The organism is Streptomyces sp. SID1328, assembly GCF_009865595.1.
GTDB lineage: Bacteria > Actinomycetota > Actinomycetes > Streptomycetales > Streptomycetaceae > Streptomyces > Streptomyces griseoluteus.
In genome coordinates this window covers 1-22,404 of the sequence record NZ_WWKH01001069.1, presented here as the reverse complement: position 1 = coordinate 22,404, position 22,404 = coordinate 1, and the positions used below count along the sequence as shown (strand labels likewise).

General features: G+C 71.4%; 25 protein-coding genes and 1 pseudogene. 19 read left to right on the top strand and 7 right to left on the bottom strand.

Translation table 11 applies throughout. From position 1 onward, the window contains the following. Positions 1 to 17: 17 nt before the first annotated feature. From GT030_RS34475 to GT030_RS34450, 6 genes are all read left to right on the top strand, one after another. Entirely contained in the window at positions 18 to 992 is a 975-nt protein-coding gene (locus GT030_RS34475; protein WP_161204425.1) for a LacI family DNA-binding transcriptional regulator, read from the top strand. A gap of 245 nt (positions 993 to 1,237) precedes the next feature. After that, positions 1,238 to 2,593 (top strand): extracellular solute-binding protein, encoded by a 1,356-nt coding sequence (locus GT030_RS34470; protein ID WP_161204424.1) that lies wholly within the window; start codon positions 1,238 to 1,240, stop codon positions 2,591 to 2,593. After that, positions 2,580 to 3,473 (top strand): sugar ABC transporter permease, encoded by an 894-nt coding sequence (locus GT030_RS34465; protein WP_161204423.1) that lies wholly within the window; start codon positions 2,580 to 2,582, stop codon positions 3,471 to 3,473. Before GT030_RS34470 ends, GT030_RS34465 begins: the two co-directional genes overlap by 14 nt. Then, positions 3,470 to 4,348: a carbohydrate ABC transporter permease gene (locus tag GT030_RS34460; RefSeq protein ID WP_161204422.1), complete on the top strand. Its 879-nt coding sequence runs from the start codon at positions 3,470 to 3,472 to the stop codon at positions 4,346 to 4,348. The genes GT030_RS34465 and GT030_RS34460 overlap by 4 nt, the downstream gene beginning before the upstream one ends. Beyond that, complete coding sequence (locus GT030_RS34455) at positions 4,345 to 6,357, top strand: beta-galactosidase (protein WP_161204421.1); 2,013 nt, start codon at positions 4,345 to 4,347, stop codon at positions 6,355 to 6,357. Before GT030_RS34460 ends, GT030_RS34455 begins: the two co-directional genes overlap by 4 nt. Continuing rightward, positions 6,350 to 8,479, top strand: a complete 2,130-nt coding sequence (locus tag GT030_RS34450; protein ID WP_202460924.1) for an alpha-galactosidase — start codon at positions 6,350 to 6,352, stop codon at positions 8,477 to 8,479. The genes GT030_RS34455 and GT030_RS34450 overlap by 8 nt, the downstream gene beginning before the upstream one ends. Positions 8,480 to 8,484: 5 nt before the next feature. Here the strand turns inward: GT030_RS34450 and GT030_RS34445 are convergent, their stop codons facing one another. Further along, positions 8,485 to 8,667: a hypothetical protein gene (locus GT030_RS34445; protein WP_161204420.1), complete on the bottom strand. Its 183-nt coding sequence runs from the start codon at positions 8,665 to 8,667 to the stop codon at positions 8,485 to 8,487. Between the two features lie 269 nt (positions 8,668 to 8,936). Between GT030_RS34445 and GT030_RS34440 the strand changes: the two genes are divergently transcribed. Then, positions 8,937 to 9,938 (top strand): mechanosensitive ion channel family protein, encoded by a 1,002-nt coding sequence (locus GT030_RS34440; RefSeq protein ID WP_346009809.1) that lies wholly within the window; start codon positions 8,937 to 8,939, stop codon positions 9,936 to 9,938. An 82-nt stretch (positions 9,939 to 10,020) separates the two neighbouring features. Here the strand turns inward: GT030_RS34440 and GT030_RS34435 are convergent, their stop codons facing one another. Next, positions 10,021 to 10,191 (bottom strand): hypothetical protein, encoded by a 171-nt coding sequence (locus GT030_RS34435; protein WP_030805655.1) that lies wholly within the window; start codon positions 10,189 to 10,191, stop codon positions 10,021 to 10,023. A 210-nt stretch (positions 10,192 to 10,401) separates the two neighbouring features. On the opposite strand from GT030_RS34435, the gene GT030_RS34430 reads away from it, so the two are divergent. Then, entirely contained in the window at positions 10,402 to 10,647 is a 246-nt protein-coding gene (locus tag GT030_RS34430; RefSeq protein WP_161204419.1) for a DUF6479 family protein, read from the top strand. 4 nt (positions 10,648 to 10,651) lie between these two features. Here GT030_RS34430 and GT030_RS34425 read toward each other — a convergent pair whose 3' ends face one another. The 3 genes from GT030_RS34425 to GT030_RS34415 all read right to left on the bottom strand — a co-directional run bounded on the left by GT030_RS34425 (position 10,652) and on the right by GT030_RS34415 (position 14,124). Beyond that, positions 10,652 to 11,161: an SRPBCC family protein gene (locus tag GT030_RS34425; protein WP_161204418.1), complete on the bottom strand. Its 510-nt coding sequence runs from the start codon at positions 11,159 to 11,161 to the stop codon at positions 10,652 to 10,654. Positions 11,162 to 11,230: 69 nt separating this feature from the next. After that, entirely contained in the window at positions 11,231 to 12,343 is a 1,113-nt protein-coding gene (locus GT030_RS34420; RefSeq protein WP_161204417.1) for an aminotransferase class V-fold PLP-dependent enzyme, read from the bottom strand. Positions 12,344 to 12,411: 68 nt separating this feature from the next. After that, complete coding sequence (locus GT030_RS34415; protein WP_161204416.1) at positions 12,412 to 14,124, bottom strand: MFS transporter; 1,713 nt, start codon at positions 14,122 to 14,124, stop codon at positions 12,412 to 12,414. A gap of 241 nt (positions 14,125 to 14,365) precedes the next feature. Here GT030_RS34415 and GT030_RS34410 point away from each other — a divergent pair, with 241 nt between their 5' ends. Further along, complete coding sequence (locus GT030_RS34410; RefSeq protein WP_161204415.1) at positions 14,366 to 15,145, top strand: TetR/AcrR family transcriptional regulator; 780 nt, start codon at positions 14,366 to 14,368, stop codon at positions 15,143 to 15,145. Between the two features lies 1 nt (position 15,146). On the opposite strand, the gene GT030_RS34405 is transcribed toward GT030_RS34410, so the two are convergent. After that, entirely contained in the window at positions 15,147 to 16,268 is a 1,122-nt protein-coding gene (locus GT030_RS34405; protein WP_346009808.1) for a DUF2993 domain-containing protein, read from the bottom strand. A 277-nt stretch (positions 16,269 to 16,545) separates the two neighbouring features. Between GT030_RS34405 and GT030_RS34400 the strand changes: the two genes are divergently transcribed. Continuing rightward, the gene (locus GT030_RS34400; protein ID WP_161204413.1) at positions 16,546 to 16,875 is read left to right on the top strand and encodes an STAS domain-containing protein; all 330 of its coding nucleotides are present in this window, start codon (positions 16,546 to 16,548) and stop codon (positions 16,873 to 16,875) included. Between the two features lie 7 nt (positions 16,876 to 16,882). On the opposite strand, the gene GT030_RS34395 is transcribed toward GT030_RS34400, so the two are convergent. Further along, a complete protein-coding gene (locus GT030_RS34395) occupies positions 16,883 to 17,140 on the bottom strand; it encodes a YbaK/EbsC family protein (RefSeq protein ID WP_237523016.1) in 258 nt (85 codons plus the stop codon). Positions 17,141 to 17,164: 24 nt separating this feature from the next. Here GT030_RS34395 and GT030_RS34390 point away from each other — a divergent pair. The 9 genes and pseudogenes from GT030_RS34390 to GT030_RS34350 all read left to right on the top strand — a co-directional run. Next, positions 17,165 to 17,763 (top strand): annotated as a pseudogene (locus tag GT030_RS34390) (TetR/AcrR family transcriptional regulator). A gap of 136 nt (positions 17,764 to 17,899) precedes the next feature. Then, entirely contained in the window at positions 17,900 to 18,208 is a 309-nt protein-coding gene (locus GT030_RS37250; RefSeq protein WP_229918708.1) for a gas vesicle protein, read from the top strand. 67 nt (positions 18,209 to 18,275) lie between these two features. Then, positions 18,276 to 18,728 (top strand): gas vesicle structural protein GvpA, encoded by a 453-nt coding sequence (locus GT030_RS34380; RefSeq protein WP_161204411.1) that lies wholly within the window; start codon positions 18,276 to 18,278, stop codon positions 18,726 to 18,728. 3 nt (positions 18,729 to 18,731) lie between these two features. Next, the gene (locus GT030_RS34375) at positions 18,732 to 19,445 is read left to right on the top strand and encodes a GvpL/GvpF family gas vesicle protein (protein ID WP_161204410.1); all 714 of its coding nucleotides are present in this window, start codon (positions 18,732 to 18,734) and stop codon (positions 19,443 to 19,445) included. 38 nt (positions 19,446 to 19,483) lie between these two features. Next, positions 19,484 to 19,741 carry a gas vesicle protein GvpG gene (locus GT030_RS34370; RefSeq protein ID WP_086695745.1) on the top strand — a complete coding sequence of 86 codons (258 nt, stop codon included), beginning with the start codon at positions 19,484 to 19,486 and terminating at the stop codon, positions 19,739 to 19,741. A 46-nt stretch (positions 19,742 to 19,787) separates the two neighbouring features. Then, positions 19,788 to 20,324 (top strand): hypothetical protein, encoded by a 537-nt coding sequence (locus GT030_RS34365; protein ID WP_161204409.1) that lies wholly within the window; start codon positions 19,788 to 19,790, stop codon positions 20,322 to 20,324. Beyond that, positions 20,317 to 21,495, top strand: coding sequence for an SRPBCC family protein (locus GT030_RS34360; protein ID WP_161204408.1), 1,179 nt, complete (start codon positions 20,317 to 20,319; stop codon positions 21,493 to 21,495). Before GT030_RS34365 ends, GT030_RS34360 begins: the two co-directional genes overlap by 8 nt. Before the next feature lie 57 nt (positions 21,496 to 21,552). Continuing rightward, a complete protein-coding gene (locus tag GT030_RS34355; protein ID WP_161204407.1) occupies positions 21,553 to 21,963 on the top strand; it encodes a gas vesicle protein in 411 nt (136 codons plus the stop codon). Then, positions 21,956 to 22,404 (top strand): GvpL/GvpF family gas vesicle protein (locus GT030_RS34350; RefSeq protein ID WP_346009807.1); only part of this gene is annotated, 449 nt, incomplete at its 3' end. The genes GT030_RS34355 and GT030_RS34350, both read left to right, overlap by 8 nt.

The window sequence follows — 22,404 nt, the reverse complement described above, 5'->3', positions numbered from 1 at the left end:
TGCGGGAGCGGGTCACCATGGCGGACGTCGCCCGTGCAGCCGGAGTCTCCTCCGCCACGGTGTCGTACGTGCTGTCGGGCAAGCGCGCCGTCGCCCCCGAGACCCGTACGGCCGTCGAGGCGGCCATCGCCGAGCTGGGCTTCGTCGTCAACACGGCCGCCCGCAGCCTGCGTACCGGGCGGTCCAGTCTGGTGGCGCTGATCGTGCCGGACATCGCCAACCCGTTCTTCGCCCAGCTCGCGGCCACTCTTCAGGAGGAGTTGCGCGGGCTCGGTCTGCATGTCGTCGTGTGCGACACCCGGGCCCGGCGCGAGGAGGAGCGGGCGCTGCTCGCGGAGGCGGTGCAGCAGCGCTTCGCGGGGGTGGTGATCACGCCGTTCCGGCTGCTGCCGAAGGACCTCGGCGTACTGACCGACGCGGGCATACCGGCCGTGGTCAGCGCGGACGTGCCCTTCGGCGCCGTCGACCAGGTGGCCCCCGACGCGCGGGCCGCGACCCGGCAGGCGCTGGAGCTGGTGACCGCCGCCCGGCGCCGCCGCATCGCGATGATCGCGGGCCCCCGCGACGCCACCGGCGGCGACCCCCGGCTGGAACTGCTCCGGGCGCTGGCCCGCCAGTACGGCACCGCCCTGCCCGGCGACCTCGTGGTGCGCGGCGAGCACACCCGCGAGGCCGGTGCCGAGGGCTTCGCCGAGCTGATGGACCGCCGCTACCGTCCCGACGCGGTGTTCTGCGCCAACGACGTGATCGCGGTCGGCGCCCTGGACAAGGCCCGTGAACTGGGCATCGACATCCCCGGCGAAGTCGCGCTCGTCGGCCACGACGACGCCGCCTTCGCCTCCCTGGTACAGCCCCGCCTCACCACGATCCGCTACCCCGCCGAGGAGGTCGGCCGCGCCGCCGCCCGCCTGCTCCGCGAGCGGCTGGACGGCCGCACCGCCCACCGCACGGTGCGGGTGAAGGCGGAGTTCGTGGCCCGCGCCTCGGTCTGAGTCAGCGCGTCGTCGGCCGTACCCGTGCGGGATGTTGCGTAATCGATTCCGTCCATTGTTTTCAACTGGCGTGCCGTGCACAGTAAGTGCAGTTCAGCGCGTTTTTTACGGGCGGATTCCATGCTCACGACGCGGTGTCGGCGCCGGTCGGTTTCCGCAGGAGCATTGACTTCTGGGGATTCCTGTCGTGAAGGTTGCGCCCACCACGTCCCCGGAGCGCGACCCTCGGCGCAAGGAGCACCCTCATGGTGATGTCCGTTCGCATGTCCACCGCAAGACGATGCCTGGCCGGTGCGGCGGTCCTGGCGCTCACGGCGGTGGCCGGCTGTGGCGGCGGGGGCGGTGGGGACGACGGCGCGGCCGGCTCCTCCTGCGAGCCCGCCTCCGGCAAGGTCACCCTCCAGTACTGGTCCTGGGTGCCCGGCATGGACCGGGCGGTGCGCGTCTGGAACGCCGAACACCCCGACGTGCAGGTGAAGGTGCGGACGACCCCGGCCGGGAACGCGGGCACCTACCAGAATCTGTCCAACGCGCTGAAGGCGGACAAGGCCCCCGACCTCGGGCAGATCGAGTACGACTCCCTGGCCAGCTTCCGCCTCAAGGGCGGCCTGAAGAACATCCAGTCCTGTCCCCGAGTGGCCCGGGCGCAGAACAAGTTCGTCGACTGGACCTGGTCGCAGGTCGACTTCGGAGCCCACGGCAAGGACGGCGTCTGGGCGATACCCCAGGACACCGGCCCCATGGCGCTGTACTACCGCAAGGACATCTTCGACAAGCTCCACCTGAAGGCCCCCACCACCTGGGCGGAGTACGAGTCCGACGCCCGCGTGCTCAAGAAGGCGGGCAAGTACATCACCCACTTCTCGCAGACCGACCCGAACTGGTTCACCGGCCTGCTGTGGCAGAACAAGGCCACCCTGTTCGAGCGCGAGGGCGACGCCTGGAAGGTCACCGTCGACCGGCCCGAGAGCCGCCAAGTGGCCGACTACTGGCAGAAGCTCATCGACGACAAGCTCGTCGCCACCGACCTCCAGGGCTTCTCGCCCGCGCTGTACAAGGCGTGGAACTCCGGCGAGGTGGTCAGCTGGATCAGCGCCGCGTGGGGATACAGCACCATCCGGGACAACGCGGCGTCCACGAAGGGCAAGTGGGCGGTGGCTCCCATGCCCCAGTGGCAGGAGGGTGACCAGCGGGCCGGCAACTGGGGCGGCTCCACCACCGCCGTCCTCTCCGGCAGCAAGCATCCGGCGGAGGCGGCCGAGTTCGCGCTCTGGCTCAACACCGACCCCGAGGCCCTGGAGATCCTCAACCGGTCCGGCGGCCTCTACCCGGCCGCCAAGACCGGCCTGACCCTGCCGGCCCTCAAGAAGCCCGTCGGCTTCTACGGCGACCAGAAGATCTTCGACGTCTTCAAGCAGGCGTCCGCCGAGGTGGACACCGGCTTCACCTGGGGACCCACGATGACCGACACCTACCGCTTCCTCAGCGACGGCACCTCGGACGTCACCGCCGGCAAGGGCACCCTCGGTGACGTGCTGAAGCGGACCGCGGCCGACAGCGCCGACTCCCTGCGCAAGCAGTCCCTCGATGTCTCGCGCTGACCGGCCGCCGCGCCGGACCCTCGCCCCGTACGGCTTCCTCGCCCCCTTCTTCGTGCCCTTCGTCCTGTTCACCCTGCTGCCGGTCGGCTACGCCTTCTGGCAGAGCCTGCACCGGACCGCGCGCACCGGCGGCACCTTCGGCCGCACCCACTCGGTGTTCGCCGGCTTCGAGCAGTACGCCGACGTCGTCCGGGAGCCGTACTTCGCCGACGGCGTCCTCAGGGTTGGCCTCTTCGCCCTCGTGCAGATCCCGGTGATGCTGCTGTTCGCCCTGGTCCTCGCCCTGTTGCTGGACTCGGCCGTGGCCCGCCTGAAGCGGTTCTTCCGGCTGGTGTACTTCGTGCCGTACGGCATTCCGGGCGTCGTGGCCGCGCTGATGTGGGCCTCCCTGTACGACCCGAGACTCTCTCCGATCACCGCCCTGCTGGAGTCGGCGGGCATCCAGGCCGACCTGCTGGGACCCCACCTGGTGCTCTGGTCCATCGGCAACGTCGTGACCTGGACCTACACCGGCTACAACATGCTCATCCTGTACTCCGCGCTCCAGGCGCTCCCCGCCGACGTCGAGGAGGCGGCCCGCGTCGACGGGGCGAACGGCTGGACCACCGCGCTGCGCATCAAGGTCCCGCTGATCCGCCCGGCGCTCGTCCTCACCGGGGTGTTCTCCATCATCGGCACCCTGCAACTCTTCACCGAGCCACAGGTGTTCCGGTCCATCTCGACCAGCGTGACCAGCACCTACACCCCCAACCTCGCCGCCTACTCCCTCACGGCCGGGGACGACTACGGCGGAGCCGCCGCGCTTTCCGTGCTGCTGGCCGCGGTCACCTTCGCGCTGTCCTTCGCCTTCCTCCGCCTCACCACCAGGAGGCAGGGATGAGCCTGCTCACCCGTACCGACGGCGCCCACGCCACCCGAACCGGCCGCGCCTCCACGGCCGCCGCCGTCGCCTTCATGACCCTGGCCGCCTGCTACATGCTGCTCCCGGTTTACTGGCTGCTGGTCGCCGCGACCAAGAGCCAGGGCGATCTCGTCGACACCCCCGGACTGCGTCCCACGCACTGGCACTTCGGCGCCAACCTGGCCGCGCTCTTCCGGCAGCAGGACGGCGTCTTCGCGCGCTGGCTGCTCAACAGCCTGCTGTACGCGGGCGCGGGGGCCGCCGTCGCCACCGGGCTGTCGGCCGCTGCCGGGTACGCCCTGGCCAAGTACCGTTTTCCGGGACGTGAGCTGCTCTTCTCGGTGATCCTCGGCGGGGTTCTCGTACCGGCGACCGCCCTCGCGCTGCCGCTGTTCCTGATGTTCGCCGAGGTGGACGCCACCAACACGTTCTGGTCGGTCTTCCTGCCCAGCGTCGTCAGCCCGTTCGGCGTCTATCTGTCCCGCGTCTTCGCCGCCGCGTCCGTGCCGGACGAGGTGATCGAGGCCGCCCGGATGGACGGCGCGGGGGAGCTGCGGATCTTCACCGGGATCGGGCTGCGCATGATGTCGCCGGCGCTGGTGACCGTGTTCCTGTTCCAGTTCGTCGTCATCTGGAACAACTTCCTGCTGCCCCTGGTCATGCTCCAGGACGACGGCCTCTATCCCGTCACCCTCGGTCTGTACACCTGGCAGACGCAGACCAGCCGGCTGCCCGTCCTGCAGACCCTCACCCTCGTGGGAGCCCTGGTCTCCGTCGTGCCCATCGTGCTCACCTTCCTCCTCCTCCAGCGCTACTGGCGTGCCGGGCTCTCCGCCGGGGCGGTGAAGTCATGACCCACCCCCTCACCGCGCTCAACCACCGGCTGGGCGGCATCGGTTACGGCGGCGACTACAACCCCGAACAGTGGCCCCGCGAGGTCTGGCGGGAGGACGTCCGCCTCATGCGGGAGGCGGGCGTGAACCTCGTGACCGTGGGCGTGTTCTCCTGGTCCCGGATCGAGCCGCGACCCGGCGTGTACGACTGGGAGCCGCTGGACGAGGTGCTCGACCTGCTGCACGCCCACGGCATCGCCGTCGACCTCGCCACCCCGACCGCCGCGCCCCCGCCCTGGTTCACCAAGCTGCACCCCGACGCCCTGCCGGTCACCGCCTCCGGCACCCGGCTCGCCCACGGCAGCAGGCAGGTCTTCTGCCCCAGCAGCCCGGCCTACGCCGAGGCCGCCGACGCCCTGGTCACCGAGCTGGCCACGCGGTACGCGGACCATCCCGCCGTCGCGCTGTGGCACGTCCACAACGAGTGGGGCAACCACAACGCCCTCTGCCACTGCGACACCAGCGCGGTCGCCTTCCGTATCTGGCTCAGGGAGCGGTACGCCACCCTGGACGCACTCAACTCCGCCTGGGGCACCGACTTCTGGAGCCAGCGCTACGGCGACTGGGACGAGATCGACCCGCCCCGCGACACCACCGCGTTCCGCAATCCGGGCCAGGAACTCGACTTCCGCCGCTTCTCCTCCGAGGCCCTCCTCGCCCGGCATCGCGCGGAGAGGGCCCTGCTCAAGCGGCTCGCCCCCGGCGTCCCCGTCACCACCAACGTCATGGGCACCCTGGAGAAGAAGGCCGACGGGTACGCCTTCGCCCCCGAGTGCGACCTGGTCTCCGTGGACCACTACCTCACCGCCGCCGACCCCGAGGGCCACATCGACCTCGCCCTCAACGCCGACCTGGCACGGGGCGTGGCCGGGGGCCACCCCTGGCTGCTCATGGAGCACTCCACCTCCGCCGTCAACTGGCAGCCGGTCAACGTGGCCAAGCGGCCCGGTGAGCTGCGCCGCAACAGCCTCACCCACCTCGCCAGGGGCGCCGACGGCACCCTGTTCTTCCAGTGGCGGCAGTCCACGGCCGGCGCCGAGAAGTGGCACTCCGCGATGCTCCCGCACGGCGGCACCGACACCCGCATCTGGCGCGAGGTCCGCGCTCTCGGCGCCGAACTCTCCGCCCTCGGCGAGGTGGCCGGGACCCGCGTGCGGGGAGAGGTCGCCCTCCTCTTCGACTGGCCCAACTGGTGGGCGCTGGAACTGGAGGCCCGCCCCTCCGGCCGGCTGCGCTACCTGGACTTGGTGCGCGACTGGTACGCGGCCCTGTGGTCGCTCAACCTCACGTGCGACGTGGTCCCGCCGGGCGCCGACCTGACGCCTTACCGTGCGGTCGTCGCCCCGAATCTGTATCTGCTCTCCGACCAGGACGCCGGCAACCTCGACGGATACGTCCGCCAGGGCGGCCACCTGACCGTCGGCTGCTTCAGCGGGGTGGTCGACGACTGGGACCGGGTACGGCCCGGCGGCTACCCAGGTGCCCTGCGCGATGTGCTCGGGCTGCGCGTCGACGAGTATCTGCCGCTCAGGCCCGGCGAGACCGCCCGGCTGGACGACGGCACCCTCGCGCACGACTGGGCCGAACGCGTCGAGCCGCGCGGCTGCTCCGTCGTACTGCGCTTCGTGGACAAGCCTGGCGGCGGTCCGGCCGCCGGCGGTCCGGCCGTCACCCGCCACGCATACGGCCGGGGCAGCGCGCGGTACGTCGCCACGCGTCCCTCGGCTCGCGCCCTGCGCGAGCTGATGCGGGCGTTGGCCGAGGAGGCAGGTGTGCGTCCCGTCGCCGCCGAGGGGGTCGAGGCGGTGCGTCGTACGGGGCCGCAGGGCAGCTATCTGTTCCTGATCAACCACACTGACGACGACATGACGGTCCCGGTGCGGGGCAGCGGGCTGCTGGACGCCGAGGTCGGCGACTCCGGCGCCCTGGTCCCCGCCGGGGGAGTGGTCGTCGTGCGCGAACATGAGTGACGGGGTGCTGCCCGTGGAGTACGACGAGCCCAGCGGCACCGTCGTGCTGCGGACCCGGACCACCTGTTACGTCCTGCGGGTGGACCGCTCGCGGGGTGCCGTGCTGCATGTGCACTGGGGTGCGCATGTGCCCCTGCGGGACGCGGTCGGGTTGCCCGTGCGGAGTGAGCACGACAACAGCTTCGCCGGGCGCTTCGACGGGGTGGAGGAGTATCCCGTCGAGGGCGGTGCCCGGTTCGGGATGCCCGCGCTGGAGGTCCGGTTCGCCGACGGGCAGAGTCCGGTCGAGCCCGAGGTCACGGCGGTCCGGGTGGCCGGGGCGGGGCATCTGGCCGTCTCGCTGCGGGACCGGGTGCGGCCGCTGGCGTGGCGGACGCACTACCGGGTGCCGCCCGGCGCCGACGTCATCGAACGCTGGACGGAGTTCGAGCACACCGGCGCCACCGGCTCGCTGCTCCTCGTACGCCATGCCGCCGCCCACTGGCCCCTGCCCCGGCGGCAGCGGTGGCGGATGTCGGCCGTGCACGGGGGCTGGTCCGACGAGCACCGGCTCGCGCGTACCGAGATGGCCGTGGGGGAGACCACGCTGACCAGCAGGCGCGGCCACACCGGTCACCAGGCCAACCCCTGGGTCGCCCTGGACACCGGTGCCGCCGACGAGGAGCAGGGAGAAGTGTGGGCCACTGCCCTTGCGGCGAGCGGCAGTTGGCGTCTCACCGTGCAGCGGACGGCGGCCGGGGAGGTGAGCGTGGTGCTGGGGGAGGGGCACGAGGGGGCCGAGATCGTCCTGGCCCCCGGCCGACGGCACGTCACACCGGTCAGCGTCGCCGTGCACGCCACGGGCGGCTTCGGTGCCGCCAGCCGCGCCTTTCACGGCTATGTCCGGCGTCATGTCCTGCCCCGCCCCGCTGAGTTGCGGCCCGTCCTCTACAACTCCTGGGAGGCGACCGGGTTCGAGACCTCCGAGGAGGGCCAACTGAGGCTGGCCCGGCGGGCGGCCGGCCTCGGGGTGGAGCTGTTCGTGGTGGACGACGGCTGGTTCGGCAGCCGCGACGACGACCGTTCCGGCCTCGGCGACTGGACCCCGCACCCCCGCCGGTTCCCGCGCGGACTGCGTCCGCTGGCCGACGAGGTGCACCGGCTGGGCATGGCGTTCGGGCTCTGGGTGGAACCCGAGATGACCAACCCGGACAGCGACTTGTACCGCCGTCACCCCGAGTACGCACTGCATCTCCCCGACCGCACCGCCACCACGCTGCGCCACCAGCTCGTGCTGGACTTCTCCCGCCACGAGGTGACCGAGTGGGCGAGCGACTGGCTGCGCCGGGTCGTCGCCGAGAACACCGTCGACTTCCTCAAGTGGGACTTCAACCGGTCCTTCACCGAGGCGGGCGCGCGGAGCGGCGGGCCGGACGCGCGGCGGGCGCACATCGAGCACGCGCGCGGGGTGCACCGGGTGCTCGACCGGCTGCGCGCCGAATTCCCCCGGCTCCGGATCGAGTCCTGCGCGGGCGGCGGGGGCCGGACCGACCTCGGCATGCTCGCCCGTACCGACCAGGTGTGGACCTCGGACAACACCGACGCCGTCCAACGGCTCGCCATCCAGCACGGCTTCAGCCAGCTCTACCCGGCCCGCGTCATGTCGGCGTGGGTCACCGACAGCCCCAACCCGCTGACCGGCCGCCGGGTGCCGCTGGCCTTCCGCTTCCACTCGGCCATGGCGGGCGTCCTGGGCATCGGCGGCGACCTGGACCGGTGGACACCGGCCGAACTCGCCGAGGCCGCCCGCCTGATCGGGGTCTACAAGGACATCCGCCCGCTGGTGCAGCACGGCCACCAGTACCGGCTGCTCGCACCGGGCGAAGGCGCGCTCACCGCCGTCCAGTACGCCGGTCCCGACGCCGACCGGACGGTGGTGCTGGTGTGGCGGCCCAGTGCCTCCTTCGGCCCGGCGCACCCACCGCTCCGGCTGCGGGGCCTCGACCCCGGCGCCCGCTACCGGGACGAGGACACCGCCGCGGAATGGTCGGGGGCGACCCTCATGGGCTTCGGCCTGCCCGTCCCCGACCTGCCGGACGGCGACTGCGCGAGCGCGCTGGTGCGCCTGCGCAGGGTGGGGTAGCCGGGTCAGCGGCCGAGGGGCGGTCCCATCGGGCCGGGCGTGTGCGGCCGGGCGCCGGGCAGACCGGTGCCCGGGGGCATCACCCGTGCCAGGTCGCGGTGTATGCGGTCGGCTTCGCCCCGCACCTCGGCGGGGACGTCACCGCGCTCGGCGACGAGACGGCTGAAGATGGGGGTGTCGGTGAACATGGCGGAGGCTGCTCTTTCCAGTGGGTCGCCGGGGGTGGGGGGAGCGACGGGACGGGTGACGGTCACCTGCCGTGGCCGGACCGTCGGCGGGCCGGAAGACGGCGGTCCCGAGGAACGCCCGGCCAGGAACGGGCACACGACACCTTAAGGGGCGCTACCGGCAACGCGTGTCCGGGGACCCGGTCCAACTGGTCAGCTCAGATCATGTCTTACGTATTCGAGGGTAGACGCGGCCGACAAGTCCGAAAGTCGTCGAATACGGAGTAGTCGTGCCGACACCGCACCTTTCCCCACAGCCCAGCGCGTCCGGAGCCGTGCATCTCGCCGCGTCCTGGCCGAACTGGCTGGAGGCGCACACCACGGCACTGGTCGAGGTCCCCCTGCGCATCGCTCTGATCGTCGTCGTCCTGGCGGTGATCCGCTGGGTGGCCAAGCGCGCCATCACCCGCGTCGTCCAGCACATCCTGCAGCCCTCCGGCGACGACCACGAGTCCCGCCCGCCGCGCCGCGTCGGGCGCGGGGCCGCCGTCCTGCTGCGCGACCGCACCCGCTCCTCCCAGCGCCGCGAACAGCGTGCCCGCACCATCGGCTCGGTGCTCAGCAGCGGCGTCACCATCGTTCTGGCCCTGCTCGGTACGGCCATGATCCTCGACCAGGTCGGCATCGCCCTCGGGCCGCTGCTGGCCAGTGCGGGAGTGGTCGGCCTCGCCATCGGTTTCGGCGCGCAGAGCCTGGTCGCCGACTACCTCTCCGGCCTGCTCATCATGGTGGAGGACCAGTACGGCGTCGGTGACACCGTCGACCTGGGCGAGGCCGTCGGCGAGGTCGAGCACATCGGCCTGCGCCTCACCCACGTCCGTGACCTCAACGGCGGCCTGTGGCACATCCGCAATGGTGAGGTTCTCCGCGTCCGCAACGACAGCCAGGACTGGGCCCGTGCCGTCCTGGATGTCGCTGTCGCCTACGACGCCAACCTCGACACCGTCTACCAGGTGCTGGAGGACGCCGGCCGCAGCCTGCGCCAGGACCCGGCCTTCTCCGCCGTACTGCTGGAGGACCCCAGTGTGTGGGGTGTGCAGTCGCTGGACGCGGACGGTGTCGTCGTCCGCCTCGCCGTGAAGACGATCCCGCTCCAGCAGTGGGGCGTCACCCGCGAGCTGCGCCGCCGTGTGAAGGACGCGCTGGACGCGGCCGGCATCGACATCCCCTTCCCGCAGCGCACCATCTGGCTGCGCAACGAGGAGCCGGAGACACGGCTCACCGCCCGCTGACTCTCCCCGCGCACGACGAGGGGCCCGGCCTTGGGAAGGCCGGGCCCCTCGTCATGTCCCGCGGTGTGTGCGTGCGGTCCGCCTACCAGCGGTACCAGCGGCCACGACGGCCGCCGCTGCCCGCGGGGCGCACGAAGAAGCCGACCAGCCACACGACCAGGACGATCACCGCGATCCACCACAGCGCCTTCAGGGCGAAGCCCGCGCCGAAGAGGATGAGAGCCAGCAGAAGAACCAGAAGCAAAGGAACCATTGTCATAACCTCCTGACCGCCGATTACCCCTGACCAGCGAATACACGCACACAATCGCCAAGTTATTCACACGACTCGAAGGGCATGCGGATGTGTTGCCGTGCAGGCGGTCCCGGCGGTGGTGCTCCGTTCGGTGCAGCGCGGACGCGGAGGAGGCTGACGGGGCCGGTGAAGAGGGATTCTCCGCGTGTGCGGGGGTAACCGACCTGCATGAACATCGCTGCTGAATTCCTCGCCGCGTCCAGCAGGAGTGCGCTCTGGCTCCTGGTCGTGGGCGTGATCGTCGCCGTGATCCTGCTGGGCGGATTCCTGCTGGGCAGCCGACGGGCGCGTTCGCGCCGTATGTCCACGCAGCCGCCCGGCGCCGACACCCGCCGTGGCCCGCAGGACCAGTCGGGCGTCGGCTGGCAGACCCCGGAGGACAACCCGGAGAACCACACCCACCGCCGCCGCTGACGGCTCACGCCGCTTGCTGGCGCTCCAGCTCCCGCTTGAGGTTGGCCAGGGTCCTGCGGATGTTGCGGGTCTGGAAGTCGGGGAAGGTGCTGCCCGAGGTGACGATCCGGTCGAAGACGCCGGCCACGAAGTCGGGCCAGGTACGGCGGTCGTCGGTCCAGATCTCGGTGACGCGGGTGCCCTCGCCCTCCGGCTCGAAGCGGTACTCCCAGGTGGCGATCGGGCCGCGCAGGCGCGGACGGCCGACGCCGATGGCGTGGACCCGGAAGGCGAAGCGGCGGCCCGGCTCGGCCGCCGTGACCGTGCACCGGGTCACCCAGCGGAAGCGTCCGCGCTTGTTCCGTCCGACGAAGCTGGTGCCCACCTCGGCCTGCCCCGCCGCCGAGCCGGGGGTGGTGCCCAGGTTCTCCGGGCTCCAGCGGCCCATGTCACCGGGGTCGCTCACCGCCCGGTAGGCGGCGTCCGGCGAGACGTCGATGACGATGCTGTCGCTGACACTCAACACACGGGCCACTGCGCTGCCTCCTACCGCGAACATGTAGCTACTGTCGAGTAGGAATCATGGCACGGCCCCCCGGCCCGGTCAGTGGCCGAGGGCCGACAGGGCGGCGGTGACCTGGTCGCACACCTCGGGCGGGGTCGAGGCGTGCGGGGAGAACCTCAGCGAGTCCGCTCGCACCGTCGGCGTGACACCCTCGGCGTGCAGCGCCTTCGCCACCAGCGCCGGGTCGCGGTCCGGCACGGTGAAGGAGAGGATGCCCGCCCGCCGGGCCGGGTCGGCGGGGGAGAGTACCCGGCCGCCGTACGCCCGGACGACCTCGGTGAGCTCACCGGCCCGTTCCGCGATCGCGGCCTCGATCGCTCCCACGGTGTGCCGCTCGACGAGGTCCAGGGCGGCCGCGAACGCGGCTGCCGTCACCGGGCTCAGATTGGTGATGGACCAGCGGCCCGCGTCCGGGGCGGGCGGGTGCTCCGCGCCGTCGAAGAGGCCGGCCTCCGCCACGCCCGTCCAGCCGGTGAGCACTGGTTCCAGGGTTTCCAGCGCGCGGTCGGACAGGGTGGCGAAGCCGGTCGCCCACCCGGCGCGCAGCCACTTCTGGCCGCCGGCCACCACCACGTCCGCCGCGTCCCACGGCAGCTCGGCCGCGCCGAACGCCTGGATGGCGTCCACGACCAGCAGCCGGTCCGGCCCGATCGCCTCGCGCAGCCCCGCCAGATCCGCCCGGAACCCGGTGCGGAAGTCCACCGCGCTCACCGACAGCGCCACGACGTCCTCGGTCAGCGCGGCCCGCACCAGCTCCGGGGTCACTCCGCCGCCGGGCCCGGGGTCGAGCCAGCGGGGCGTCACCCGGCCGAGCCCCGCGGTGCGGCGCCACGGGTAGTGGTTGGCGGGGAAGTCGCTGCGCGGGACGAGGACCGTGCCCTGCCGGATGCCGAGGGCCGCGTGGAAGAGGCCGGTGGACGCGTTCGGCAACAGCACGGTGTGCCGGGCGTCGGTCCCCGCGAGGCGGGCGGCGGTGTCCCGCGCGGTCACCTCCGCACGCATCAGGCCGTCCACCGTGGTGTGGTCGGCACGGGCGGACTCCGTCAGGGCCCGCGCGGTGGCGTCCACGACGTCCCGCGACGGCGGGCCGAACCGCGCGAAGTCGAGATACCCGGCCGGTGTGTCGAAGTGAGCTGCGTAGGAAGTGAGCACGGGCTCATCCTCTCCGGTACGGCACGGGCCGGGCACCCCGCCCAGGGATGCCCGGCCCGTCCGCCCGCTCAGTGCCCGGCGGATTTCCCGGGGCGCGCCTGGCGCGGCAGGAGGAAGGCGAGCAGGAACGTCAGGACGAGCATCCCGTCCACGATCCACAGCACGGTCTTCATGACGGAGCCGAAGCCGCCCTTGAACGCCGACGTGGCGGTGGACTGGAGCGCGGCCGGTATCCGGGCGCCGTCCTGCGGCGAGGTGACGACCGACCGGGTGTCCTTCTCCAGCGTGGTGCAGGAGGCCGGCGTGGCGGCCGGGTCCTTGGCGACAGCGCCGTCCGAGGCGCAGGTCCGCAGATCCGCCACGACCCGGTCCTGGGCGGCCGGCGCGACATGGGCGGCGGTCAGCTGCCTGCGCAGACCGTCGGAGTGGTGGTCGACGGCGGTGGCGATGCCGCCGCCCAGCAGACCGAAGAAGACGGTGCCCAGGATGGCCACGCCGAAGGCGCCGCCGAGCTGCTGGACCGCCGTCATGGTGCCGGACGCCGAACCCGTCTCGTGCTGCTCGACGCTGGCCAGCACGATGTCGAAGAAGGGCGCCATCAGCAGGCCCATCCCGACACCCGTCACCAGCAGCGAGGGCAGGAGCTGCCAGGGGCCGACACCGCTGCCCGCGAGGTCCAGGGTCAGCCACACCGCGAACACGCCGAGCGCCATGACCAGGGCGCCGCCCTGGAGCACGGCACGGCCGAACCGGGTGACCGCCTGGGCGAGCCCGAAGCCGACGATCATGCCGCCCGACCAGGGCACCATCACCAGGCCCGCCTTCAGCGGCGAGTAACCGAGACCGATCTGGGTGTACAGGTTGAAGACCAGCATGAAGCCCTGCATGGCCGAGAAGAAGACCAGGCCGAGGATCATGCCGCCGCTGAAGCCGCGCTTGCGGAACAGGCTGATGACCACCAGCGGGTCCAGGCCCGCCCGGCTGCGCCGCGCCTCGTACACCGCGAAGGCGGCGAAGACGACGACCGAGGCGGCCATCATCACGAAGGTCCACACCGGCCAGTCGTACTCACGGCCCTGGACCAGCGGGAAGATGAGGAGCAGCGCGGCCAGGGAGACCAGGAGCATGCCGGGGATGTCGAGGCGGGGCTTGCTCTCGGAACGGGTCTTCGGCAGGTAGCGCACGGCACCCAGCAGCGCGGCGGCGCCCAGCGGCAGGTTGATCAGGAAGATCATGCGCCAGCCGGTGCCGAAGTAGTCGGCGTCCACGAGCCAGCCCGCCAGGATCGGCCCGGAGACCGCGGACAGGCCCATGACCGGGCCGAACATGCCGAACGCCTTCTGCGACTCCTTCGGCGGGAACATCTCCTTGATCATGCCGAGGCCCTGCGGCAGCATCACCGCGCCGAAGAGCCCCTGTATGACACGGGCGCCGATCAGCATCGCGGGCGACACCGAGACCGCGCAGAGCAGCGAGCCCACGGTGAAGCCGGCGGCGCCGACCAGGAACATGTTGCGGCGGCCGTGGATGTCGCCGAGGCGGCCGCCGGTGACCAGGCCGACGGCCATCGAGAGGGTGTACGCGGCGGCGAGCCACTGGAGGGTGGAGGCACCGCCGCCCAGGTCGGCGCGCATGGACGGGCCCGCGATGTTCGTGACCACGGCGTCCAGGAGGTCCATCACCTCGGCCGCGAGGATCACGAAAAGCGCAGCCCAGCGCCACCGGTAGGGCGCTGGTGAGTCAGTGGGCGTCTCGGCGGACGCGACACCGGTGGTGGACATTCGAAAACTCCTCGCGGAAGGGGCCTTAGCTGGAGAACGATGTTCACCGTAGCAGAACAGTGCTCACCCGGAGAACGCTGTTCATTAAGATATAGCGCAAGCGGATCGCGAGAACAAGATATATCGCGTATACCGCCGTGGGGGTGCCCTGTGGACAACTGCTCCGGCAAACGAGCGCCCTGGGCTCGAACCCCGCTCAGCAGCCGTGAACACTGTTCTCCGACGGCCCTAGACTGTCCCCATGAGCGACGCGGCCGCCGGCAACCCCGCACCCCCTCCGCCGTCCCCCTGGGAACGCGAGCGTCCCGCCCGTCAGACGGCACCCCAGCGCATCCCCCTGTCGCGCGAGCGGATCGTCGAGGCCGCCTTCACCGTGCTGGACCGCCAGGGGCTCGACGGGCTCTCCATGCGCCAAGTGGCGGCCGAACTGGGCGTCACCGTCTCCGCGCTCTACGCCTACGTCAGCTCCAAGGACGATCTGTTGGAGCTGATGTACACCCGGCTCTTCGACGGCTTCACGATGCCCGCGCCCGACCCCGAGCGGTGGCGCGAGCAGATCCGGGACTACGCGCGCGCCGGACGCGAGCGCCTGCTCTCCCACCGGGACGTCGCCCGGATCTCCATGGCCCACGTCCCCTTCACGGCCGAACTGCTGCCCCACGTGGAGGGGCTGCTCGCCATATTCCGCACGGCCGGGCTGCCGGACCGGATCGCGGCGGAGGCCGGGGACCTCATCTCCACCTACATCGACGGCTTCGTGCTCGAGGAGGGCATGTGGCAGGACCGGGCCGCCGCCCGGCCGGACGACGGCGACTCCTCGACGGCCCGCCCCGACTGGCGTGAGATGGCCGGCGAGATGCAGAACTACTTCGCGTCCCTGCCCCCGGCGGACTTCCCCCACCTGCGCGCGCTCGCGGACGTGATGGTGACCGGCTCCTCCGACGAGCGGTTCGACATCGGCCTGGAGATCATCCTGCGGGGCCTGGCGAGTTATCTGCCGGACAAGGCGCCGGACGCCTGATTCAGCGTCCGCCCGCCGCCCGCGCCTTCGTCGTGTCGCCGAACGGCAGCGCACCGCCGCTGAGGCGGACCCGAATGCCGTCCCGCTCCACCGTGATGCGCCGGACACGGATGTCACCGGGCGTCCTCGGCAGCTCGAAGGACAGATCGAGCTGATCCGCGAGCTGCGGCTCGGTGACGCCCCGGACCGCACCCATCAGCCCGGGGTCGACGCCGAGCTTCGCCGGCAGGTCGGGCTGGTCGGCGACCACGTCGAACAGGTTGATTTTCATCAGCTTGGCCACGAACCCCGGTGTGCCGGTGAGCCGCCCCAGGGCCGACTCGCTGCGCAGGGCCTCGCGGATCTGCGACCGGCCGATCCCGGCACGCTCCGCGATCACCGGTACGGCCAGCATCGCGCGCACCTTGTCCCGCTGCTCCGCCACCGCGTGCGCCGCCTTCGGAGTCAGCCGGAGCCCTCCGTTCCGGCCGGGCCGGAAGACGGCCACGTCCCCGATGTCGAGCCGCATGCGGCTGATGTCGGTGGAGACCCCGCGGTCGCCGGACCGCCCGATGCGCACCTCCGCGTGCAGCCCGAGCCGCTGTCCACCGACCGGCACCTGCCCGTCCGCCTTGATCGCGCCGGGCCCCAGCTTGCTGAACCGCACCTGCGACGCGCCCAGTTCACGGTCGAGGTCCTCGAAGGAGAGCAGTACGTCGCCGTCGACGGAGTGGACGGTCCCGCCCTTGAGGTGGGAGGGGAGTTCGCCGTCGAGCCGCACGTCGTGGGCGGTGGCATGGACCCGCGCCAGTGACACCCGGTCGGCGGCCAGGTCGGGGACGGTGACGTGCGCGGTGCCGATCCGCTTGTCCATGACCTGGGTCAGGAACGGGAAGCCGTCGATCTCTACCTGCGGCGCCGCCTCCAGGTGCAGCGACTTCTGCAACTGGTCCTCGGTCTCGCGCTCCGCGAACAGCACCGCGAACCGGTCGCCCAGCACCAGGAAGGCCAGCACGACGGTGACCGCGATCCCGGCCTTCACCAGGCGCCGCAGCTTCTTGATCCGCCGGGTGCGCCTCCGGCCGCGCCCGCGTCGGCCGGAAGGCTGCCCGCCACCTTCCCCGTCCGGGTCGGTCCAGCTCACTGACGGACCGTCAGATACGGCGTGGTCCTGGTCGTTCGTCGGGCGGTGGGACGCCACGCGAGTGGAGGAGCGCATCACGCCACCCAAACACGTCACCGCAGGTCGGACGCAAATTCAGCCTCTCGGGGGCGACGGCTCTCACACCGTGGTGACGGAGACGCGTCGCGCGGGTGAAGAAGCACGACCGATCATGTGGCGGGCGTGTGCGTGAACGCGGTGGGCTGAGGGACCATGGAGGCAGAGCAGTGTTCCGCCTCCGGCTGCGAAGGAGGTCCCCATGGCAGCCGAACCGCCCATCGGGCCTGTCCTGACGGTCTCGGCCGCCGACGTCCGGCTGCCCGAGCTGATCCTGGCCGGGGACATCGGCGCCGAAGCCCTGCGCGATCTGGAGGAGGTCCTCGGCTCTCCGCCGCTCCACACGGCCACCGCCTGGACCGTCGACATGAGCCGGGTGACCCGCATCGACCTGGCCTGCGCCTACGCCCTCCTGCGCGGAGCCACCCTGCGGCCGGAACCCGCCGAACTCACCATCCGCGGCCCCCGCCGGACCGTCCAGCGCATCCTCCGCAACGCGGGGCTCGACGTGGTGGCCGTCATCGAGGAGTGAGACGCCCCTACGCCGAACCCTCCGCGACCTCGGCCGGCTCCCCGCCGGTGATCCGTACCAGCTCCGGGAACGTCGTCCGGAACACCGTGTGCGGCATTCCGGCGCCCGCCCAGAGGTGCTCGTGCTCGGCCAGGGCCGCGTCGATCAGGGTGCGTACGGGCTGCGGATGGCCGACCGGGGCAACGCCGCCCACCTCCTGGCCGGTGGCCGTGACCCGCAGTACGCGTTCGTGCGCGGTGACCTCCGAGGAGGGGGTAGGTAACAAGCGTTCGGTACGTAAGCCAACAGCATGCCGCCCGCGCCCGGAGATCATGACGCCCGCCGTGCGGACGTGAGCCGGGCCGTGTGGCAGGTGCTCGCGGACCAGGGGTTCGGCGGGCTGACCCTGCGGGCGGTCGCCACCGCGATGGGGGTCTCCACCGGGATGCTGATGCATTGCTTCCCGACGAAGCGGGCCCTGATCACCCACGCCCTGGATCTGCTGGAGACCCGGACCGCCGGGCGCCCGTGCCGCGAACACCCCGCGCCGGGCCTGGCCACCGTACGGGCGGTGCTGCTCGACATCCTGCCGCTGACACCGGGGGACACCGCACCGCCCGCAGCCGGGTCCGGGTGAGTTCCTGGGACCTGTCGCTCACCGACGACGGGCTGGCCACCGAGCAGGCGCACCGGTACGCCCGGCTGCGCTCCTCGCTCCGCCCCCGCCTCGAAGCCGCGCGCGAGCTGTGCGACCTCTCCGCGTACGCCGACCCGGAACAACTCACCGCGACCGCCGTGACGTTCACCCACGGCCTCGTCGTGCAGGCTCTTTTCGAACCGGGCCGCTTTCCCATGGAGGCCCAAGTCACCTTGCTGGACGGCTTCTTGGCGTTCCTCGCCACGTCCTGAACTGCTGCCCTCCAGTAGCACCGCCGTTCGATTCGATCGCTCACGCATATGTGCGAGACCCACGGGCAACCGAAGCGGAAGGCGTAGAGGACAGGTGAAGGACCTCCTCGAAGACTCCCGTTCAGGGGAGGGGATCGTGGACAGAACAGACAGCAAGAGCGAGAAGAGCGGTCAGGATTCGGACGAGCGCATGGACCTGCCGACCGTGATGCGGCAGGCGGGCGCACAGCTCGCCGGACTGCTCCAGCGTGAGGTGAGCGCGGTCTCGGCCGTGAAGGCCACCGACGACGGCTGGATGGCGGACGTCGAGGTCGTCGAGGTCGAGAAGGTGCCGGACACGATGAGTGTCATGGCGTCCTACCGCGTCGAACTCGACAAGCAGGGACGGCTCATGGCCTACGAGCGCGTACGCCGATACGCCCGGGGTCAGATCGACCGCCGCTGAATCAGAGGACGGCCGCAGCGAATCGAGCCGCGCGGCGTCCTGAACGGATCAACGGAAAGAAGTCAGCATGGCACTCGTACAGCAGTCCAGCACCCAGTCCGGCGGAAGCGGGGGCGGTGGAGGCAATCTCTACGACGTCCTCGAACTCATCCTGGACCGAGGGCTCGTGATCGACGCGTTCGTGCGCGTCTCCCTCGTCGGCATCGAGATACTCAAGATCGACGTCCGGGTGGTCGTCGCCAGCGTCGACACCTACCTGCGCTTCGCCGAGGCGTGCAACCGGCTGGACCTTGAGTCGGGGCGCAAGGCGCCGGCCCAGCTCACCGACATCGTCGGCGACACCGTGGAGAGCGGGGCCAAGGGGAAGTCGAAAGGAGCACTGACCGGAGCCGTCGAGGCGTTCACCGAGTCGCTCGGGAGCAAGCGCGACGACTCCGAAGAGGAAGAGCCGCAGCCCCGTAAGCGGGCGGCGCGCAAGTCCACGTCCAGCCGGCAGTCCAGCCAGAACCGCGGGGAGTAATCCGTGCCCACCTACGTCTACGGCATCACCGGAGCCGACCATCCGCTGCACCTGGAGGAGGTCTTCGGCGTCGGCGAGACCCCGGCACCGCTGCGCACCGTCCGCACCGGCGACCTCACCGCCGTCGTCAGCGACGCGCCGGAGGGCCTGCGGGCCAAGCGCCGCGATGTGCAGGCCCACCAGCGCGTGCTGGAGGTCCTGATGGGCGACGGCGCCACCCTCCCCATGCGCTTCGGACTGCTCGCCCCCGACGACGAGCAGGTGGCGAGCGCGCTCGACGCCGAGAGCGACCGCTACCGCGCCCGCCTCGAGGAGCTGGACGGCCACGTCGAGTACCACCTCAAGGTCTCCCGCGACGAGGACGACCTGCTGCGCGAGATCGTGGCCGAGTCCGACCAGGTCCGCGAACTGCGCGAGCGCACGCGGGACCAGTCCGGCGCGCACGACGAGCGGGTCGCGCTCGGTGAGCTGATCTCCCACGAGGTGTCCGCCCGCAGCAGCGCGGAGGCCGAGGACCTCTCCCAGCGGCTCGCGCCCGCGGCGACCCGTCTCTCGGCGGGCGAGCCCAGCTCGACGCACTTCCTCAACGTGTCCTTCCTCGTCCCCGAGGACGGGGTGGAGAGCTTCGTCCAGGCCGTGGAGCGCGAGTCGGACCAGCGCGGGGACGCGTACACCTTCACCCTCACCGGTCCGCTGCCGCCGTACAGCTTCGTCTGATCACACTCGCCCGGCCGACGACGGAAGGGAGCGCCGGAATGGGACTCATCACCGGCATCGTGACCTTTCCCCTCGCCCCCGTGCGCGGCTCGCTCTGGGTCATCGACCAGGTGCTGACCGCCGCGGAGGAGGAGTACTACGACCCGGAACCCGTCCGGCGCGAACTGGCCGAACTGGAACGGGCGTTGACCAGCGGCCAGATCTCCGACGAGGAGTACGACCGCCGCGAGGACGAACTGCTCGACAGGCTGGACGAGATCGACGCCCACCGGCGAGGGAACGGAGGAAGTCGCTGACCAGACCGCGCACTCGACGACCCGCAGAGACTGAGGTGCTCAACGAATGACGAAGAACGCCAAGATAGCCGCCGCCCTGGTGGGCGGATACGTACTGGGGCGGACCAAGAAGGCCAAGATGGCCATCGGCCTGGGCATGTTCCTGGCCGGCAAGAAGCTCGACCTCGACCCGCGCCGCATCGGCACGCTGCTCGCCGAGTCGCCCGCCCTCGCCGGTCTCAACGCCCAGGTCCGCAAGGAGCTGGTGGAGACCACGAAGGCCGCGGCCACCGAGGCGCTGACCAAGCGCGCCACCGGCCTCGCCGACTCCCTCGCCGACTCCATCTCCCAGCGCACCAAGGCGCTGGACGGCCCGCAGGACGACGAGGCCGAGGACGAGGAAGGCGACGAGGAGGAGAAGCCCGCCAAGCGGCAGCGCTCCTCCGCCTCCGGGGGCACGCGCCGCAAGACCGCGGCTGCCCGCAAGAGCACCGGCGCCGCGAAGTCGGCCGCCTCCCGCAGCGGCGCCTCCCGCGCCGGCGGGGCCGCCAAGAAGCGGGCCTCCTCCGCCACGCGCAAGAGCGGCGGTAACGGCAATGGCTGATTCCGCACTGAGCAAGGCCAAGGACGAGGTCGTCCACAACGAGTCGACCGACCGCCTTAAGGAAGCGCTGGGCAACTATCTGCGCGCCCGCGCCGAGCACACCGTCAGCCAGCTGGGTCACAAGCTCGGCGAGAGCGTCACCAAGCTCGGCACGCCGGGCGAGGGCGGCCCGCTCAAGAGCCTCGCCAAGGGCGGGCAGGCGCTGGCCGACGGCAAGTCACCCGCCCAGGCGGCCATGTCGGCGGGCGTCTCCCACCTGAAGGACACCGTGAAGGACAAGGTCAAGGGTCTGTTCGGCAAGGGGCGCAAGTCCGGCGGCGGCAAGTCCAAGAGCGTGACCATCGTCGAGGACATCGAAGTCGGCGTGCCGGTGCGCGAGGCGTACGACCAGTGGACCCAGTTCCAGGAGTTCTCCACCTTCGCCAAGGGCGTGGTGAGCGTGGAGAAGGCGGACGACACCACCAGCAACTGGAAGGTGAAGGTCGCCAAGTCCACCCGGAGCTGGAAGGCGAACGTCACCGAGCAGGTGCCGGACGAGCGGATCACCTGGACGACGGAAGGTGCCAAGGGCACCGTCAAGGGTGTCGTCACCTTCCACGCGATCACCGACAACCTCACCAAGGTGCTGCTGGTCCTCGAGTACTTCCCCAAGGGGCTGTTCGAGAAGACGGGCAACATCTGGCGCGCCCAGGGCCGCCGGGCCCGGCTCGACCTCAAGCTCTACCGCAAGTTCATCATGATGCGCGGCGAGGCCACCGACGGCTGGCGCGGCGAGATCCGCGACGGTGACGTGGTCGTCAGCCACGAGGACGCCATCGAGCAGGAAGAGGCGGAACAGGGCGAGGAGGAGCAGGACGAGCCGCGCGCCGAGGAGGAGGGCGACGGGGGCGAGCCCACCGACGCGGCCGACGCCGACGCGGACGACCTCGAGGACGACGAGTTCACCGACGAGGCCGCCGAGGACGAAGAGCCCGCCGAGGACGGCGAGGACGAGTACCTCGACGAGGCCGAGGAGGACGTCGAGCCCGAGGACGCCGAGGAGTACGAGGCCGAGGCCGACGAGCCGGAGGACGAGGAGTCCTACGACGAGGCCGAGGAAGAGCCCGAGGCGGACGAAGAGACGGCTCCCCGGTCCTCCCGGCGCCGGCGCACCGCCGACGCGGGCGCCTGATCCGGGAACCAGCCGAAAGACAGGGTTGAGAACGTGTCCGATTCACTCGCCGGTCGAATGCCGGGCCCTCCGCGGACCGCGCCGTCCTACGCGGGGCAGGGAAGCAGCGCCAATCTGGCCGACATTCTGGAGAGGGTCCTCGACAAGGGAATTGTGATCGCGGGGGACATCCAGATCAATCTGCTCGACATAGAGTTGCTGACCATCAAACTCCGCCTGCTCGTCGCATCCGTCGACAAGGCGAAGGAAATGGGCATCGACTGGTGGGAGCACGATCCCTCGCTCTCCTCCCGCGCCCAGCCGTCCGCCACCGCTCCCGCCGCGCCCGACCCGGCGCTGAGCGAGGAGAACGAGCGGCTGCGGGCCGAGATCGCCCGACTGCGCGCCGCCGCCGAGCTGCCCGCCGGCCAGGAGGCCGACGCGGGCGCCCGGCCGGAGCCCGCGGAACGGGAGACCAGCGGTGAGTGAAACGGAGATGGAGTACGTGTATGCCGTCGGCCTCGGGGACCTGGCCCTCGACGGGACGGCCCCGGTCACCGGGGTGGACGGCGGCACCGTACGCACGGTCGGCGGCGGACGGGGGCTCACCGCCCTGGTGTCCGCCGTCCCCGCCGACCGGTTCGCCGAGGAGCACCTCGCACCCCAACTGGAAGACCTGGAAAGGCTGGAGGCGATCGCGCGGGCCCACCACGCCGTGGTGGACGCCGCCTTCGCCACCGCCACGGTCCTCCCGATGCGCCTGGCCACGGTCTACCGCGACCAGACGCGCGTCGCCGCCATGCTCGACGAGCAGCACGCCTGCTTCGAGGAACTGCTGCGCACCCTGGACGGCCACGTCGAACTCGGGCTGAAGGTGTACGCCGAGCCGCGTGCCGCCGCGCCCGCCGAGGAGCCCGAGCCGGCGGGCGC

Bases quoted from the DNA above. Each gene is read 5' to 3' on its own strand.
- GT030_RS34450 (WP_202460924.1), top strand. From the start codon at position 6,350: ATGAGTGACGGGGTGCTGCCCGTGGAGTACGACGAGCCCAGCGGCACC.
- GT030_RS34430 (WP_161204419.1), top strand. From the start codon at position 10,402: ATGAACATCGCTGCTGAATTCCTCGCCGCGTCCAGCAGGAGTGCGCTC.
- GT030_RS34435 (WP_030805655.1), bottom strand. From the start codon at position 10,191: ATGGTTCCTTTGCTTCTGGTTCTTCTGCTGGCTCTCATCCTCTTCGGC.
- GT030_RS34410 (WP_161204415.1), top strand. From the start codon at position 14,366: ATGAGCGACGCGGCCGCCGGCAACCCCGCACCCCCTCCGCCGTCCCCC.
- GT030_RS34470 (WP_161204424.1), top strand. From the start codon at position 1,238: ATGGTGATGTCCGTTCGCATGTCCACCGCAAGACGATGCCTGGCCGGT.
- GT030_RS34455 (WP_161204421.1), top strand. From the start codon at position 4,345: ATGACCCACCCCCTCACCGCGCTCAACCACCGGCTGGGCGGCATCGGT.
- GT030_RS34475 (WP_161204425.1), top strand. From the start codon at position 18: ATGGCGGACGTCGCCCGTGCAGCCGGAGTCTCCTCCGCCACGGTGTCG.
- GT030_RS34365 (WP_161204409.1), top strand. From the start codon at position 19,788: ATGACGAAGAACGCCAAGATAGCCGCCGCCCTGGTGGGCGGATACGTA.
- GT030_RS34360 (WP_161204408.1), top strand. From the start codon at position 20,317: ATGGCTGATTCCGCACTGAGCAAGGCCAAGGACGAGGTCGTCCACAAC.
- GT030_RS34415 (WP_161204416.1), bottom strand. From the start codon at position 14,124: ATGTCCACCACCGGTGTCGCGTCCGCCGAGACGCCCACTGACTCACCA.
- GT030_RS34445 (WP_161204420.1), bottom strand. From the start codon at position 8,667: ATGTTCACCGACACCCCCATCTTCAGCCGTCTCGTCGCCGAGCGCGGT.
- GT030_RS34355 (WP_161204407.1), top strand. From the start codon at position 21,553: ATGCCGGGCCCTCCGCGGACCGCGCCGTCCTACGCGGGGCAGGGAAGC.
- GT030_RS34400 (WP_161204413.1), top strand. From the start codon at position 16,546: ATGGCAGCCGAACCGCCCATCGGGCCTGTCCTGACGGTCTCGGCCGCC.
- GT030_RS34465 (WP_161204423.1), top strand. From the start codon at position 2,580: ATGTCTCGCGCTGACCGGCCGCCGCGCCGGACCCTCGCCCCGTACGGC.
- GT030_RS34370 (WP_086695745.1), top strand. From the start codon at position 19,484: ATGGGACTCATCACCGGCATCGTGACCTTTCCCCTCGCCCCCGTGCGC.
- GT030_RS34460 (WP_161204422.1), top strand. From the start codon at position 3,470: ATGAGCCTGCTCACCCGTACCGACGGCGCCCACGCCACCCGAACCGGC.
- GT030_RS34380 (WP_161204411.1), top strand. From the start codon at position 18,276: ATGGCACTCGTACAGCAGTCCAGCACCCAGTCCGGCGGAAGCGGGGGC.